Below are 15,025 nucleotides of genomic sequence, written 5' to 3' on the forward strand. Positions count from 1 at the left end.
GCACCATGGTCGTACAGGCGTACATCCTCATCCAGACCGACGTCGGCAAGGCCGCAGAGGTCGCCACCGAGATCGGCAAGATCCAGGGCGTGACCCTGGCTGAGGACGTCACCGGTCCGTACGACGTGATCGTCCGTGCCGAGGCCCGCAATGTCGACGAGCTCGGCAAGATGGTCGTGGCTCGCGTCCAGAGCCTCGAAGGCATCACCCGCACCCTGACCTGCCCGGTCGTCCACATCTGAGATTGACGGCTCGTCCCAGCCGTCTGTTAGACAGAACTCATGAGTACATCTCCTCTTCCCGGGCCCGTCGCCGTCATCGCCGGCGGGCTGAGCCACGAGCGCGACGTGTCGCTGGCCTCCGGCCGCAACCTCGTGCGCGAGCTGTCGGCACTGGGAGTGGAGGTGGCTGCGTACGACTTCGACCGGGCGCTGCTGCACAACCTCGAGCGCGACAAGGCGGTCGTGGCACTGCCGGCTCTGCACGGCCAGTTCGGTGAGGACGGCGAGATCCAGACGCTCCTGGAGCTGATCGGGATCCCGTACGTCGGCACCGTCTCCACCTCCTGCCGCGTCGCGTTCGACAAGGCCGCTGCCCGCGAGCTCCTGCGCCGCGGGGGCATCCCGGTGCCCGACTCGGTCTCGCTGTCGTCCACGACGTTCCGCGACGTCGGCGCTCCGGTGCTGATGGAGCACGTCATCTCGCGGATGGGCGAGCGGGTCGTGGTCAAGCCCTCGCGCGGCGGCTCGGCGCTCGGCGTCACCGGCGTCGACGGCCTCTCCGCCCTCCCCGCGGCCCTGGTCAAGACCTACGCCTACTGCGACGAGGCGCTCATCGAGCGCTTCTACGCCGGTATCGACGTCTCCGTGGTCGTCCACGAGACCGACGAGGGCACCAAGCCGCTGACGCCGATCGCGATCGACTTCAGCAAGGGCCACGAGTTCGACTTCGCGGCGCGCTACACCGCCGAGTTCGTCGGCTTCGGCCGCCCCGACCTCCCCGACGCGCTGCTCACCGAGCTCGGCGAGACCGCCGTACGCGCCCACGAGCTGCTCGGCATGCGCGACATCTCCCGCACCGACTTCATGGTCACCCCCGACGGCGGCTTCGTCGTCCTCGAGGTCGCCATCACCCCCGGCGCCACCGAGACCAGCGTCTTCCCCTTCGCCGCCAAGCACGACGGCACCTCGATGGGCGAGGTCACCCTCGCCCTCCTGAAGCGCGCTCTCGCCCGATAAAACGCTGGTCGAGCCGCCGGAGCCGCTAGGCGGAGGCGTGTCGAGACCAACACAGTCCCCTCGGCGCTCAACGGGACTGTGTTGGTCTCGACACGCTCGCTAGCGCTCGCGGCTCGACCAGCGGCGTGGGCTCAGCTCAGGCCGGTGAGCTTGCCGGCGATGCCGCCCGCGGCCTTGAGGGCGACGCCCTCCTCGAAGTTCCGGGTGACCTGGGGGACGTGCTTCTCGGCCTCGGCGATGGCGCTGGTGAGGACCTCGGAGGCCGGGGTGTCGGGCCACAGGTAGAGCGAGAGCGCGCCGGGGATCGAGTTGACCTCGTTGATGAAGACCTCGCCCTTGCCGTCGGAGAGGAAGTCGATGCGGAGGATGCCGGTCAGGCCGGTGAGCTCCACGACGCGTACGGCCAGGTCCTTGATCTGCTTGGTGACCGACTCCTCGACCTGGGCCGGGAACTCACGCGGGGACGAGGAGAGACCGTCGGTGTGGACGTACTTGGCGGAGTAGTCGTACATCTTCGCCTCGTCGGAGCGCAGCGGGCGCTCGACGTCGCTCACCGCGATCTCGGGGGCGGTGCGGACCGAGGCGTTGAGGTCGAAGAGGTCGGGACGGTACGGCTCGACGACCGCGCCGGCACGCAGGTGCGGCGAGGTGTTGAGGAGCGCGAGGCCGGTCTCGTAGTCGTCGACGACCTCGATGCCGATCGAGGAGCCACCGAAGCGAGGCTTGACGATGTAGGGCCCCTCGAAGGACGGGGCGGCGTAGCGCGAGAGCAGCTCGCGCTGCAGGGACGGCAGGCCGGCGTTGAGCATGACCGCGCCGAAGGCGAGCTTGTCCATGCCGAGGGCGGCCGAGGCCGGGGTGGCGCCGGTCGCCTTCAGCCCGGCGAGCTCGAAGAGCCACTGGATGCCGCCGGCCTCGCCCGCGCCGCCGTGGAAGGCGGAGAGGATCGGGCCGGTCTCGAGGCGCTTGCCACCGCCGAAGCCGCCGACGGTGTAGAAGCCGTCGCCCTTCTCGGTGCCGAGCCGGAACTCGACGGCCTTGGAGCCCTTCGGCTCGCCGCCGAGGAAGTCGCGCGCCTCCTGCTTGGCGGGCACCAGGAACCACTTGTCCGAGCGCGCCCAGTAGAGGCAGGTGACCTCGACGCCGGCACCGGAGAGGACCCGCTCGGCCTGCAGGCCGGTGAGGATGCTGATGTCGTGCTCGGCGCTGGGACCGCCGAAGACGATGGTGGCCTTGGTTACGCTCATGGTGGAAGCTCCTGGGGTCCTACGCGTAGTGATCGGGGAGGTCGTTCTCGTACAGCACCACGTCGCCCTCCTTGGCCGCGGTCAGAGCATGATCCGCCGCCGCCTTGCGGCTGTCGAACGCAGTGGTTCGCGCAGGGTCCCCCGCCCGCAGCGCTTTTCGGTTGGTGCGACCGACGATGCACAGCTGCATCTTGTCGGAGGCCGTGGCAGCCTGCGCGAACTCGATGTTGCGCGCGGCCTGCTCGGTGCCCAGCTCGACCATACCGGGCGTGATGGTCCACACCGTTCCCGACTCCCCTGCCAGCCGCTTGGCCTTCGCCAGCGCGGCGGCGGCGCCGGTCGGGTTGGAGTTGAAGGTGTCGTCGATGACCCAGACGCCGCCGGGCGTCCTGTTGGCCTCGGCGCGGTGCGGCGTACCCGGGATCGAGGCCAGCCGCTGGGTGATCGTCTCGATCGGGACCTCGACCGCGAGGGCGAGGCCGACGGCGATCGCGACGTTGATCGGGTGCCCGACCTCGTCGGGCAGCTCCACCGCGTACGTCTCGTTGTTGATCGTCAGCTTGCCGTCGGTCACCAGGACCTCGGCGGCGGTGCCCGGCACCGCGGAGCAGGCGATCACGCGCTTGCTGGCGCGGAGGTTCTCGGCGATGAGGGCGAGCTCGGGCACGTCGATGTTCAGCACCACGGTCGAGGCCTTCGGGAGGATCTCCGACTTGGCCTTCACGATGGTCTCGCGGGACTTCATCCGCTCCAGGTGGGCCTCGCCGATCGTGGTGATCGCGGCGACCTCGGGCGGGAAGATCTCGGTCAGCTCGGCGATCTCACCGGGGCCGTAGGTGCCCATCTCGGCCACGAAGATGTCGGTGCCGGGCTGGAGGCGGTCGTTGACCGCCCGGGAGAGGCCCATCGCGTTGTTGAAGCTCGCCGGGGAGGCCAGCGTCGACCAGCGGCCCTGCATCAGGTGGGTGGCGTAGTTCTTCGTGGAGGTCTTGCCGTAGGAGCCGGTGATCGCGACGATCTTCGGGTTGACCTTCTTGATGGTGGCGGCGGCCTGCACCTGCCACTTCTTCGCCATCGCCTTCTCGATCGGCCACATGATCGCCAGCGCCGCCTCCGCCAGCGGGACCGCGAGGATCGGGAGCAGGCCGGCAGCGACCGGGGCGAGCAGCGCGATCAGGACGGTGACGACGGCGTGCAGCACGAAGAGCACACCGGCCAGGCGCTTGACCCGGTCGGTCCAGACGAGCCGCTTCGCGCCGGTGAACGACATGCCCACGGGCCAGCCGAGGAACAGCAGCGCGCCCACGAGCGCACCGTAGGGCAGCACGAACGACGCCAGGCAGACCACGACGACCGCGCCGAGCAGGATCGCCTCGACCGGGCGGGCCTTGATCCAGATCCACTCGATCGCGAACAGTCGCGTCGGCTCGTAGTGCTCACGCTGAGCGACCCGCAGCCAGCGGTAGTAGGAGACCAGGGTCAGCGCGGAGGTGACCAGGACGATCCACATGCTTCTTCTTCAGCCCCTCAGATTCAGTTCGTACGAAGTTCGTCGATGGCGCCTCGAAGGCTCTTGACCAGCCCGGCGTCGAGCAGGTGTGCGGAGCCCGGGACGATCTCCAGGGTCGCGTTGTCCCCCAGGAGGTCCATCGCCTCACCGGGCATCCAGACCGGGGCGGCGGTGTCGTTCTCGCCCCAGATCAGCCGGACCGGGAGGTCCTTCGGGATGGCCGCCAGCTGCTCGGCGTAGGACTCGTTGACGACCTTCACGAAGATGTCGCGGATGATGCCCTTGGCGTTGCGGTAGTCGGTCGAGCCGTACTTCTCCCGCAGCGCCTCCATCCTGGACTCCGGGATCAGCCCCTTGGAGTGGAGCCAGCGGCCGATGCGGTAGGCGAGCTTGGGCTTGCCGGCGGTCTTCGGGCGGAACAGCGGCACCCCGGTGAGGATGACCCCACGGACCAGCTCCGGACGGCTCGCGGCGAGCTGCACGGCCACCCGGCCGCCGAAGCTGTGACCGACGAGCACCGGGCGGTCGAGACCCTCCAGGATCTGGGCGAGCCACGCGGCGTAGTCCGCGGATCCCCAGACCTCGTCCGGCGCCGGGGTCGCGCCGAATCCGGGCTGGTCGAGCGCGAGCGCGTCCAGGCCCTCGAGCGTCGAGCCCCAGTCGCTGCGGTTGCGGGCCCAGCCGTGCAGGGCCACGACGGTGGCAGCATCCTTGCCGTGCTTCTCACCGAAGGCACGTCCATCCAGCAGGGTCGTCAACACGGCCGCAACCTTATCCGGGACCGTGCGCCGACCCGTAACCGCGCGGCGTGTGAGACCCGTCGACGGAGGGGGCAATAGGGTCGAAGGCATGGATCACAAGCCCGCCACGATCGCCGTCCACGCCGGGCGGCCGGCCCACGAGCCCGACCAGCCGCTCAACGTACCGATCACGATGGCCTCGACCTATGTGGCCGGCGGCGACAAGGAGTACGGGCGCTACACCAACGACGCGTGGGTGGCCTTCGAGGAGGCGCTCGGGCGGCTCGAGGGCGGGCGGGCGCTGTCGTTCGCATCCGGGCTCGCGGCGGTCGCGACGCTGCTGGACCTGGTCAACGACTCGGTCGTGGTGGCCACCGAGCAGAGCTACCTGGGGACCATCGGCCAGCTGGCCGACCTCGAGGCCCGCGGCCGGCTGACCGCTCGCCTCACCGACTTCTCCGACACCGAGGCGGTCGTGAAGCTGCTCGAGCGGCTCGACGGCGAGGTCGCGCTGGTCTGGGTCGAGACGCCGACCAACCCGGGCATGCAGCTCGCCGACCTGCCGGCGGTCATCGCCGCGGCCCACAAGGCGGGCGCGCGGGTCGTGGTCGACAACACCTTCGCCACTCCCCTGCTCCAGCAGCCCCTCGCGCTCGGCGCGGACATCGTCATCCACTCCGCCACGAAGTTCATCGCCGGTCACTCCGATGTCGTGATGGGCGCGGTCGTGGTCTCCGACGACGCGCTGTGGGACGTGCTCAAGGCCCGCCGCGACCTCCTCGGCGCGATCCCGGGCCCGTTCGAGGCCTGGCTGGCGCTGCGCGGCCTGCGTACGCTGCACCTGCGCGTCGAGCGCTCCGCCGCCAACGCGGCGACCCTCGCCGAGCGCCTGGCAGCCCACCCGGCCGTCGCGGAGGTCCGCTACCCCGGCTTCGGCGGCATGCTGGCCGCTGTCCTCCCGACCGCGGACCAGGCCGACCACCTCACCCGCTCCACCTCGCTGTGGGTCCACGCGACCTCGCTCGGCGGGGTCGAGTCCACCTTCGAGCGCCGACGCCGCTGGAAGACCGAGTCGTCGACGGTGCCCGAAGGGCTGGTGCGGATGTCGGTCGGGATCGAGGACGTCGACGACCTGTGGGCCGATCTTGCCCAGGCGCTGGACGGTCTCGACAGCTAGTCCTCCGGGTCCACCGGGCTGACCACCAGCGCGGACCCGCCTCCTCGACGCCAGGGCTCGGCCGTCGAGGTCAGCAGCCCGTCGGGGCCGATCTCGATCGCGGTGGCCGCGCCGAGCTCTGCCGTGGAGGCGAGCCGGTGACCCAGCGACGTCAGCGGCCCGCCGTACGTCTCGATGAACGCCGGCTCGGCGCCGGTGTTCGCGGCGTTGCGCTGGGAGACCCGCGGCGCCGCCATCGCCTCGGGCAGGGTCCGGTCGCGGGCGTAGCGCTCGATCAGGATCTGGAGCACGGTGGTGATGATCGTCGAGCCTCCGGGCGAGCCGACCGCCAGCACGGGGCGGCCTTCGGAGAGCACGATCGTGGGCGACATCGAGCTGCGGGGACGCTTGTTGGGCTCGATCCGGTTGGGGTCGTCGGGCCGGTAGGTGGTCGAGAAGTCGGTGAGCTCGTTGTTGAGGATGAAGCCGCGGCCGGGAACGGTGATCCCGGATCCTCCGGTCTGCTCGATGGTCAGGGTGTATTCGACGACGTCGCCCCAGCGGTCGACCACGGTCAGGTTGGTGGTCTCCAGGTTCTCGGTGTCCTTGGCGGTCTCGCCGGTGCCGGCCGGATCGTCGCAGACGCCGTCGTAGTCGTCGACGTCTCCCGCCGCCACCGGCTTCGGCCGGGCTGCCGCGGGATCGATGCCGCAGGCCCGCTCGGCGGCGAAGGCGTCGTCGAGGAGCGCCGCGACGGGCACGTCGACGTGGTCGGGGTCGCCCAGGTAGGCGCCGCGGTCGGCGAAGGCGATCGCGCTCGACTCGATCAGGTGGTGGTAGGCCTGGGTGGCGCTCATCCCGGCCAGCTCGTAGCGCTCGAGGATGTTGAGCGCCTCCCCCACCGTCGTGCCGCCGGAGGACGGCGGTGCCATCCCGTAGACGTCCAGATCACGGTAGGTCGAGTGGGTCGGCTCGCGGCCGGGGGCGGTGTAGGCCGCCAGGTCCTCCGTGGTGACCCAGCCGGGCGGGACCGGCAGGTCGGTGTCGTCGGTCTTCGGCGGCTCGGCCACGGTCGCGGCGATCTCCGCCGCGAGCGGGCCGCGGTAGAAGGCCTTCACGCCCTTGCGTCCGAGCAGGTCGTAGGTCGCGGCGATGTCGGGGTTGCGGAACCGGCTGCCGACCTCGGGGGCTGATCCTCCGGGAAGGAACAGTTCCGCGGTGGATTCGATCGCTGCGAAACGTTCCGCGTTGTCGACGGTCTGCTGCCGGAAGGTCTGGTCCACGACGAAGCCTCGGCGAGCCAGCCGTGCGGCCGGTTCGAGCGTCTGTGCGAGCGAGCGCGTGCCCCACTTCCTCAGCGCCTTGTCCCAGGTCAGCGGGGTGCCGGGAACCCCGACGGAGGCGCCGCTGGTGACCATGTCGGGGAAGAACGGGTACTCCTTCCCGGTCTCCGGATCGATGAACGCGTCGCGCGGCATCGCGGCCGGCGCCTTCTCCCGTCCGTCGATGGTCTCGACCTTCCCGGTGCGCGCGGAGTAGTGCACGAAGAAGCCGCCTCCGCCGATCCCGGCCGAGTAGGGCTCGGTGACCCCGAGCGCGGCCGCCGTCGCGATCGCCGCGTCGGTCGCGTTGCCGCCCTTGCGCAGCACCTCGAGCCCGATCCGGCTGGCATCGGCGTCGACGCTCGCCACCGCGCCGCCGTAGCCCACCGCGGTGGGCACCTTCGGCGGTGGCGTGAGCCGCTCCTCCGGGGCGGCGGTCGCCCCTGCGTACGGGACCAGGGTGGCCAGCGCGAGCGCGCCCCCGGTCAGTGTGGCAACGACTGCAGAGCGGCGTCCGAGCATGGCGATCTCCCAGAATTGGCGGCTCGTCGAACGTACTACTTCCGCGCCCACCTCGAATTACGTTCTGAAATTCCTTAATTAGTACGGGTTGCTTACAAATACGGAGGCTGCCACCATCGAAAGGCGATCGGGCGCCTGGTGCCCGAGCAAGCCATCACCTCGGAGGTGTCACCATGCATGTCGCCTTGCCCCCACGAAGGTCACGCCGGATCGCCGGCCTTCTCATCGGCGCTCTCGCCGGAGCTCTCGCCCTCACCGGCACGCTCGCCCTCACCAGCACCCCGTCCAGCGCATCGCTGCAGGCGGCCGCCGCGGAGACGACCGCGATCAACGGCTACCGCAACGTCGGCTACTTCGTGCAGTGGGGCGTCTACGGCCGCGGTTTCAAGGTCAAGCAGCTCGAGACGTCCGGCGTCGCCGACGACCTGACCCATCTCAACTACGCCTTCGGCAACATCCACCACCAGACGCTGACCTGCTTCGAGGCCAACAAGGCCCAGGGCGAGGGGCCCAACGGCTCCGACGGCGCCGGTGACGCCTACGCCGACTACGGGATGTCGTACGCAGCCGACGCATCCGTCTCCGGCACGGCCGACACCTGGGACCAGCCCCTGGCCGGCTCCTTCAACCAGCTCAAGCAGCTCAAGGCGAAGCACCCGGGCCTGAAGGTCCTGCTCTCGCTGGGCGGCTGGACCTGGTCGAAGAACTTCTCACTGGCCGCGGCGACCCCGGAGTCGCGCCGCAAGCTCGTCTCCTCGTGCATCGACCTCTACATCAAGGGCAACCTGCCGGTGATCGACGGCCGCGGTGGCGCCGGTGCGGCCGCCGGTGTCTTCGACGGCTTCGACATCGACTGGGAGTGGCCGGGCTCGCCCAACGGCAACACCGGCAACCACGTCGACCCGGTCAACGACCGCGCCAACTTCAAGGCGCTGCTGGCCGAGTTCCGCTCCCAGCTGGACGCCCTGGGCGCGACCACGGGCAAGGACTACCAGCTCTCGGCCTTCCTCCCGGCCAACCCGCAGGACATCGAGGCCGGCGGCTGGAACGACCCGGCGATCTTCAACTCGCTCGACTTCGGCAACATCCAGGGCTATGACCTGTGGGGCGCCTGGGACCCGACGCTGACCGGCCACCAGGGCAACCTCTACGCCGACCCCGCCGACCCGCGCCCCGACGGCAAGCGGTTCAGCGTGGACGCGTCGGTCCGGGAGTACCTCGACGCCGGGATCTCACCGGCCCAGCTCGGCCTGGGCATGGCGGCCTACGGTCGCGGCTGGCAGGGTGCGACCTCCGCCAACCCGTGGGGTCCGGCGACCGCCGCCGCACCCGGGACGTACGAGGCGGGCAACGAGGACTACGACAAGCTCAAGACCCGCGGCACCGACCACTACAACGCCGCGACCGGTGCCGCCTGGCGCTACGACGGCAACCAGTGGTGGAGCTACGACAACGTGTCCACCATCAGGCAGAAAGCTGCGTACGCGATCTCCAAGCGCCTCGGCGGAGGCATGTGGTGGGAGCTGTCCGGTGACCGCCAGGGCGAGCTGATCGGCACCTTCGCCGACGCGATGCGCAACGGCACCGGTGGCCCGGTCGAGGAGCCGGACCCGACCGACCCGCCCACCGAGGAACCGACGGACCCGCCGACCGACCCGCCGGGTGGCGCGGCCGCGTGGTCGGCCACGACGGTGTACGTCGCCGGCGACCGCGTCACCTACGGCGGTCACCTGTGGGAGGCCAAGTGGTGGACCCAGGGCAACACCCCGGGCACCGAGGAGTGGGGTCCGTGGAAGGACCTCGGCACCGTCTGAGGCCCTACCAACAGCGACGGCCCCGGAGCACTCGCTCCGGGGCCGTTCCGCCTCGATGTCCTACTCGGTCTCCGCCTTCGTCGGCCGCTCGAGCATCTCGTCCATGATCTCGCTGACCGTCTTGGCGCCGGAGACGACGTCGTCGACGTACTGCGCCAGCGGCACGTCCACGCCGACCTTCGCCGCCAGCTCGCGCAGCGAGTGCGACGACTTGGCGCCCTCGGCGACCTGGTGGCTGGAGGCGAGGATGTCGGCGGTGGTCATGCCCTTGCCGAGCTTCTCCCCGAACGTACGGTTGCGGGAGAGCGGCGAGGAGCAGGTGGCGGCCAGGTCGCCCAGGCCGGCGAGACCCATCAGGGTCATCGGGTTGGCACCCAGCTTCATCGCCAGCCGCGCGGTCTCGGCGAGACCGCGGGTGATCAGCGAGGCCTGGGTGTTGTCGCCGAACCCCATGCCGGCGGCCATGCCGGTGGAGATCGCGACCACGTTCTTGTAGGCCCCGCCGATCTCGCAGCCGACCACGTCGGTCGAGGTGTAGGGGCGGAACGCGGGCGAGTGCACCCGCGCCTGGATCGCCTTGGCGACCTCTTCGTCGGCACACGCCACCACACCGGCGGCCGGCTCACGACGGATGATCTCCTTGGACAGGTTGGGACCGCTGACGACCGCGATCCGCTCCGGCCCGGCGCCGGTGACATGGGCGATGACCTCGCTCATCCGCTCCAGGGTGCCGAGCTCGACGCCCTTCATCAGCGAGACCAGCGGCACGTCCTTGGGCAGGAACGGCGCCCAGTCGGTGAGGTTGGCGCGCAGCGTCTGCGAGGGCGCGGCCAGGACGACCAGCTCGGCTCCGTACGCCGCCTTCTCGATGTCGTGGGTGGCGCTGATGTTGCGGGGCAGCTCGGTGCCGGGGTGGTAGTCGGGGTTCTCGTGGGTGTCGTTGATCGCCGCCGCGACCTCCTCACGGCGCGCCCACATCGTCACGTCGTTGCCCGCGTCAGCGAGGATGACCGAGAACGCGGTGCCCCATGAGCCCGCTCCGAAGACCGCTACCTTGCCGCCACTCACGCTCACGCCGCCACCTCCGTAGCGCAAGCGCCAGAATACGGACGCGGCGACGTGTTGCACTCATGGTTCACTCGCTGACGCTGGCTCAATTGCCGTCCTTCTTCTTGGTCTTGCGGGGGTCGCCGGTCGCATTCACGCCGGCCTTCTTCGGGTCGAAGAGCTCGCTGGGCGGCTCCTCCTGCCGGATGTCGGCCACCAGGCCGACGATCGCCTTCATGATCCGGTCGGTCGCCTGGTTCACGACCGCCGGCGTGTGCTCCTGGACCTCGAGATCCTTCAGGTCGACCGGGTCACCGATCTTCATCTGGATCATCTTGCGGCCGATCAGGTGCGGCTTGAGAGAGTACGCCGGAAGCAGCTCCTGAGCTCCCCACTGTCCCACCGGGTAGACCGGGGCACCGGTCGCGAGCGCGATCCGGGCCGCACCGGACTTGCCGCGCATCGGCCAGCCGGTCGGGTCCTTGGTGATCGAGCCCTCCACGTAGACGACCACGATGCTGCCCTCGTTGACCGCCTTCACGGCCGCGTCGAACGCCGACGCGCCGGCCGTCCGGTCCACCGGGATCTGGCGGGCCGCCCGCAGGAACTTGCCCAACGGGCCCTTGAACAGCGCGGCCTTGGCCAGGTAGCTGGGTCTGCGTCCGTAGTCCCACACGATGTGCGCGGCGGTGAACGGGTCGATCTCGGAGACGTGGTTGAGCGCGAACACCGCTCCGCCACTCTCCGGGATCTTCTCGCCGCCGTCCCACTGGTGCTTGGTGGTGGCGAGAAGGACGGGCTTCACGATGCCGACGGCCACGACCCATGGCCAGCCGAGCTTGCCCTCCTGGAACTTCCGGTACTTTCCCACGCAGGGCAGGCTACCGGGCCGTCACCTCGAGGTTGTGAGATACCTGTCAGGATCTACCCTGTGCCTGCACCTGCACCCGGTTACGTCGTCCTGCTGCCCGTGAAGCCTCCCGCGCGCGGCAAGTCCCGGCTGGTCGGCATCGAATCGCACGAGCGGGCCGATCTGGCTCGCTCGTTCGCCCTCGACACCGCGGAGTCGTGTCTGGCCGCTGCCAGGGTCGGCGCGGTCCTGGTGATCACCGACGACTCGTTCTTCGCCGCCGACGTCGCCCGTCTCGGCGCCGCGGTCATCCCCGACGGGGTCAGCGGGGACCTCAACGAGACCCTCGTGCAGGGTGCGCGTGAGGCCCGGCGCCGCTGGCCGGAGCTTCGCCCTGCGGCGCTGTGCGGCGACCTGCCTGCGCTCCGTGCCGCCGACCTGGACGCGGCGCTGGCCGCCGCGAGCGGGTTCGGGGCTGCGTACGTCGAGGACGCGGCGGGCGGGGGCACCACGCTGTACACCGCGCCCCACGACCGCTTCCGGCCCGCGTTCGGGCCCGGGTCCGCCGCCGCCCACCGGGACGGCGGCGCCCATCCGCTCAAGGGCGACCTGCGCTCGCTGCGCCACGACGTCGATACCCTCGAGGACCTCGAGGCCGTACGCAGGCTGGGGCTCGGGCCGCGTACTGCTCTGGCCTCGGTGCGGGTCGTGCGTCTCGGCTAGGAGTCGCTCGACGGCGTCTCGGCGCCGGTGCTCGGGCGCGGGCTCGGGCTCGGCGAGACCCCGTTCGCGGGCGCCTTCTTGGCTGGTGCCTTCTTTGCGGGAGCCTTCTTCGCCGCCGTCTTCTTCGCCGGGGCCTTCTTGGCCGTCGTCGTCTTCTTGGCCGCGGTCTTCTTGGCCGCGGTCTTCTTCGCCGTCGTCGCCGTCGTCGCCGTCGTCGCCGTCGTCGCCGGGGTCGACGCCGTCGCCGGAGTAGCCGGGCTCACCGGGGTCGCCGCCGTGGCGGTCTTCTTGGCCGCCGGCGTCTTCTTCGCGGTGGTCTTCTTGGCGGCCGTGGCCTTCTTCGCAGCCGGAGCCTTCTTCGCCGCAGGGGCCTTCTTGGCCGCCGTCTTCTTGGCCGCGGTCGTCTTCTTCGCAGGGCTCTTCGTGGCCGTGGTCTTCTTGGCGGCGGCCTTCTTCGCCGGCGCCGGCTTCTCGGCCGGGGCGGCTGTCTCCGCGGGGGCGGGCTCGACCGGCTCAGCCACCGGCTCCGCAACCTTCGCGACGGGCTCGGGCGTGACGACGGGCTCGGCCACCGGCTCCACGACGGGCTTCGTCGCCGGCTCGGCGGGCTTGGCCGGCGCCTTGCGTCCGGGCCTCGGCACCTTGACCTTCGGGATGGAGGGGATCTTGACCTTGCCGGACACCACGTCGGCGACCAGCTTGCCGGCCGTGTCCTTCACCGCCTCGACTACTTTTCCGGCCTGTTTGCTTGCATCAGCTACTCGTTTTCTCACCACCCGTCCGACCTTAGGCCATGTCCGGTTCCTGCGGACATACCGACGGCATGTGAAAACGGATTGTTCACCTGAACTCTCCTGATCCCGACACCCCGGCGTGGTTACCGTGGAGAGACTCGGGGCACGTCCGCAGCACAGCTTCGACATCTCAGCCTTCGGGAGACTGGACGACGAGGAAGGTACGACCATCACCGACGTGCACATCGACGAGGAACAGCCGCCCGTGGTGCTCGACGAGCAGCCGACCACGGTGCGGCACAGCCACGCCGGAATCCTGTTCTCGGCCTGCATCATCCTGGCCCTGATCGCCTCCGTGGCCTGGCTCGCGGTCCACACGACCCGGCTCGCCGAGGGACGCACCGGCGCCAACGCCAACGTGCCCACCCCCGCGCCGCCCGCTCCGACGGTCCGCAACAGCGCTCCCGCCATCCCGGCGACGTACGCCGACCTGCCCGTCGGTCCGGCGACGACCCTGCCATTCGTCGACCAGGCCGGCCGGCTCCAGCTCGGCGCGAAGCCGCAGAAGGTCTACGGCTCCCGGATGAGCGTGGCCGGGTGGACGGTGCTGATGTACGAGCGCGCCGACAAACCCGGTCCGGTGTGGATCGCGCGCCGCGGGAAGACCATCCAGATTCCCGGCCTGTGGATCCAGCCGGTCCTGAGCAAGGACGGCAACCGGCTCTTCGCCCTGCAGCAGACCGGTGACGAGACCTCCGCCCTGGTCGCGGTCGACGCCGCGACCGGCCAGGAGACCGACCGGCTCGACCTCGAGGGCACCCCGGTCGCCACCGCGATCCTCGGCACCGACCGCACCCGCGCCTACTTCCGCACCGGCATCGTCCCGGCCCCTCCGGCCGTACCCGGCAACTACGGCGAGCTGACCGTCTCCCGGCCGCCGGTGACCGCCTGGGATCCGGGCCACGCGACGCAGCGGATCTCGCTGCCGCTCGGCTACCAGCAGCTGATCCCGCTGCGCCGCGGCGTACTCCTCCACAACCCCGGCGAGTGGGAGGCCCGCTTCGCCGCCATCGAGGCCGACGGCAGCCTCACCCAGCCCGGCGTGCACGCGCCGCTGCCCGGCTCCGTCGCGGACTCCCCCGACGGCTCGATCGTCGCCATCGCCCGCAACCCCGGCGACCCCGGGATGATCAGCTTCGGCGCCGAGCGCGGCATCGCGGTCAACATGAGCACCTCCGAGCACATCGACCTGCGCGTACCCGACGCCGTCGAGAAGGTCTACGTCGCCGGCTTCGAGTCCGACCGAAGCGTCGTCCTCTACACCGCGACCGCCACCGAGTCCTGGTACCTCCGCTGCTGGGTCGACACCGGCTCCTGCGACCGCATCACCGGCTCGCAGCGCGGGGCCGACGGCCGCCAGATCCGCCTCCCCGGCCTCCCCTGACAGCCGAAAAAGCAGTTGTGGGCGACGAGAGTGCACTCTCGTCGCCCACAACTACCGATTCGATCTGCCTCAGGCGTGCTGGGTGACCGGCTTGAAGGAGGGCCGGGTGGCCTCGTACGCCGCGATGTCGTCGGCGTGGGACAGCGTGATGCCGATGTCGTCGAGGCCCTCGAGGAGACGCCAGCGGGTGTAGTCGTCGATGTCGAAGGAGTCCTCGATGGCGTCGGCACCCTCGCCGGCCCGGACGGTGCGCGACTCGAGGTCGACCGTGATCTGGGCGCCGGGGTTGTCGTCGAGGTAGTCCCACAGCTTCTGGACGACCTTCTCGTCGACCTTCGCCGCGAGCAGGCCGGCCTTGCCGGAGTTGCCGCGGAAGATGTCGCCGAAGCGGCTCGAGATGACGACCCGGAAGCCGTAGTCCATCAGCGCCCAGACGGCGTGCTCACGCGAGGAGCCGGTGCCGAAGTCGGGGCCGGCGACGAGGACCGAGGCCCCGGCGTACGCCTCGTTGTTGAGCACGAAGGCCGGGTCGTTGCGCCAGGCGGCGAAGAGGCCGTCCTCGAAGCCGGTGCGGGTGACGCGCTTGAGGTAGACCGCCGGGATGATCTGGTCGGTGTCGACGTTGCTGCGGCGCAGCGGCACCCCGGTGCCGGTGTGGGTGGTGAACTTGTCCATGGT

At 70.3% G+C, this 15,025-nt stretch carries 14 protein-coding genes; 6 read left to right on the forward strand and 8 right to left on the reverse strand.

Translation table 11 applies throughout. The features are described from left to right. Window positions 1-5 precede the first annotated feature (5 nt). Entirely contained in the window at window positions 6-242 is a 237-nt protein-coding gene (locus HD557_RS17890) for an Lrp/AsnC family transcriptional regulator (protein ID WP_008358330.1), read from the forward strand. A 39-nt stretch (window positions 243-281) separates the two neighbouring features. Continuing rightward, the gene (locus tag HD557_RS17895) at window positions 282-1,238 is read left to right on the forward strand and encodes a D-alanine--D-alanine ligase family protein (protein ID WP_196874850.1); all 957 of its coding nucleotides are present in this window, start codon (window positions 282-284) and stop codon (window positions 1,236-1,238) included. A 131-nt stretch (window positions 1,239-1,369) separates the two neighbouring features. Here HD557_RS17895 and HD557_RS17900 read toward each other — a convergent pair whose 3' ends face one another. From HD557_RS17900 to HD557_RS17910, 3 genes are read right to left on the reverse strand one after another with little or no spacing between them, the layout of a single operon-like run. After that, window positions 1,370-2,485 (reverse strand): D-alanine--D-alanine ligase, encoded by a 1,116-nt coding sequence (locus HD557_RS17900; RefSeq protein WP_008358334.1) that lies wholly within the window; start codon window positions 2,483-2,485, stop codon window positions 1,370-1,372. Between the two features lie 19 nt (window positions 2,486-2,504). Then, complete coding sequence (locus HD557_RS17905) at window positions 2,505-3,995, reverse strand: UDP-N-acetylmuramoyl-tripeptide--D-alanyl-D-alanine ligase (protein ID WP_008358336.1); 1,491 nt, start codon at window positions 3,993-3,995, stop codon at window positions 2,505-2,507. Between the two features lie 23 nt (window positions 3,996-4,018). Continuing rightward, the gene (locus tag HD557_RS17910; protein ID WP_196874851.1) at window positions 4,019-4,756 is read right to left on the reverse strand and encodes an alpha/beta fold hydrolase; all 738 of its coding nucleotides are present in this window, start codon (window positions 4,754-4,756) and stop codon (window positions 4,019-4,021) included. Window positions 4,757-4,844: 88 nt separating this feature from the next. On the opposite strand from HD557_RS17910, the gene HD557_RS17915 reads away from it, so the two are divergent. Continuing rightward, a complete protein-coding gene (locus tag HD557_RS17915; protein WP_196874852.1) occupies window positions 4,845-5,912 on the forward strand; it encodes a trans-sulfuration enzyme family protein in 1,068 nt (355 codons plus the stop codon). On the opposite strand, the gene ggt is transcribed toward HD557_RS17915, so the two are convergent. Beyond that, window positions 5,909-7,735 (reverse strand): gamma-glutamyltransferase, encoded by a 1,827-nt coding sequence (gene ggt / locus HD557_RS17920; protein ID WP_196874853.1) that lies wholly within the window; start codon window positions 7,733-7,735, stop codon window positions 5,909-5,911. The two genes, HD557_RS17915 and ggt, sit on opposite strands and share 4 nt — an antisense overlap. A 173-nt stretch (window positions 7,736-7,908) precedes the next feature. On the opposite strand from ggt, the gene HD557_RS28360 reads away from it, so the two are divergent. Continuing rightward, a complete protein-coding gene (locus HD557_RS28360) occupies window positions 7,909-9,549 on the forward strand; it encodes a glycosyl hydrolase family 18 protein (RefSeq protein ID WP_008358345.1) in 1,641 nt (546 codons plus the stop codon). Between the two features lie 60 nt (window positions 9,550-9,609). Here the strand turns inward: HD557_RS28360 and HD557_RS17930 are convergent, their stop codons facing one another. Then, window positions 9,610-10,623 (reverse strand): NAD(P)H-dependent glycerol-3-phosphate dehydrogenase, encoded by a 1,014-nt coding sequence (locus HD557_RS17930; RefSeq protein ID WP_008358346.1) that lies wholly within the window; start codon window positions 10,621-10,623, stop codon window positions 9,610-9,612. 79 nt (window positions 10,624-10,702) lie between these two features. Then, complete coding sequence (locus HD557_RS17935) at window positions 10,703-11,467, reverse strand: lysophospholipid acyltransferase family protein (protein WP_008358348.1); 765 nt, start codon at window positions 11,465-11,467, stop codon at window positions 10,703-10,705. 60 nt (window positions 11,468-11,527) lie between these two features. Here HD557_RS17935 and cofC point away from each other — a divergent pair, with 60 nt between their 5' ends. Then, window positions 11,528-12,169, forward strand: coding sequence for a 2-phospho-L-lactate guanylyltransferase (gene cofC / locus HD557_RS17940; RefSeq protein ID WP_196874854.1), 642 nt, complete (start codon window positions 11,528-11,530; stop codon window positions 12,167-12,169). On the opposite strand, the gene HD557_RS17945 is transcribed toward cofC, so the two are convergent. After that, the gene (locus tag HD557_RS17945; RefSeq protein WP_196874855.1) at window positions 12,166-12,888 is read right to left on the reverse strand and encodes a hypothetical protein; all 723 of its coding nucleotides are present in this window, start codon (window positions 12,886-12,888) and stop codon (window positions 12,166-12,168) included. The two genes, cofC and HD557_RS17945, sit on opposite strands and share 4 nt — an antisense overlap. Window positions 12,889-13,051: 163 nt before the next feature. Between HD557_RS17945 and HD557_RS17950 the strand changes: the two genes are divergently transcribed. Next, on the forward strand, window positions 13,052-14,347 hold the full coding sequence (locus HD557_RS17950) for a hypothetical protein (protein ID WP_196874856.1): 1,296 nt from the start codon (window positions 13,052-13,054) through the stop codon (window positions 14,345-14,347). A 69-nt stretch (window positions 14,348-14,416) separates the two neighbouring features. Here HD557_RS17950 and leuD read toward each other — a convergent pair whose 3' ends face one another. Beyond that, on the reverse strand, window positions 14,417-15,022 hold the full coding sequence (leuD, locus tag HD557_RS17955) for a 3-isopropylmalate dehydratase small subunit (protein ID WP_008358356.1): 606 nt from the start codon (window positions 15,020-15,022) through the stop codon (window positions 14,417-14,419). Window positions 15,023-15,025: the final 3 nt, after the last annotated feature.

Origin of the sequence: Nocardioides luteus, from assembly GCF_015752315.1 — a bacterium.
GTDB lineage: Bacteria > Actinomycetota > Actinomycetes > Propionibacteriales > Nocardioidaceae > Nocardioides.

Excerpts from the sequence above, each read along its gene's own strand:
- HD557_RS17895 (WP_196874850.1), top strand. The coding sequence starts at position 282 with ATGAGTACATCTCCTCTTCCCGGGCCCGTCGCCGTCATCGCCGGCGGG.
- HD557_RS17890 (WP_008358330.1), top strand. The coding sequence starts at position 6 with ATGGTCGTACAGGCGTACATCCTCATCCAGACCGACGTCGGCAAGGCC.
- HD557_RS17905 (WP_008358336.1), bottom strand. The coding sequence starts at position 3,995 with ATGTGGATCGTCCTGGTCACCTCCGCGCTGACCCTGGTCTCCTACTAC.
- ggt (WP_196874853.1), bottom strand. The coding sequence starts at position 7,735 with ATGCTCGGACGCCGCTCTGCAGTCGTTGCCACACTGACCGGGGGCGCG.
- HD557_RS28360 (WP_008358345.1), top strand. The coding sequence starts at position 7,909 with ATGCATGTCGCCTTGCCCCCACGAAGGTCACGCCGGATCGCCGGCCTT.
- HD557_RS17915 (WP_196874852.1), top strand. The coding sequence starts at position 4,845 with ATGGATCACAAGCCCGCCACGATCGCCGTCCACGCCGGGCGGCCGGCC.
- HD557_RS17900 (WP_008358334.1), bottom strand. The coding sequence starts at position 2,485 with ATGAGCGTAACCAAGGCCACCATCGTCTTCGGCGGTCCCAGCGCCGAG.
- leuD (WP_008358356.1), bottom strand. The coding sequence starts at position 15,022 with ATGGACAAGTTCACCACCCACACCGGCACCGGGGTGCCGCTGCGCCGC.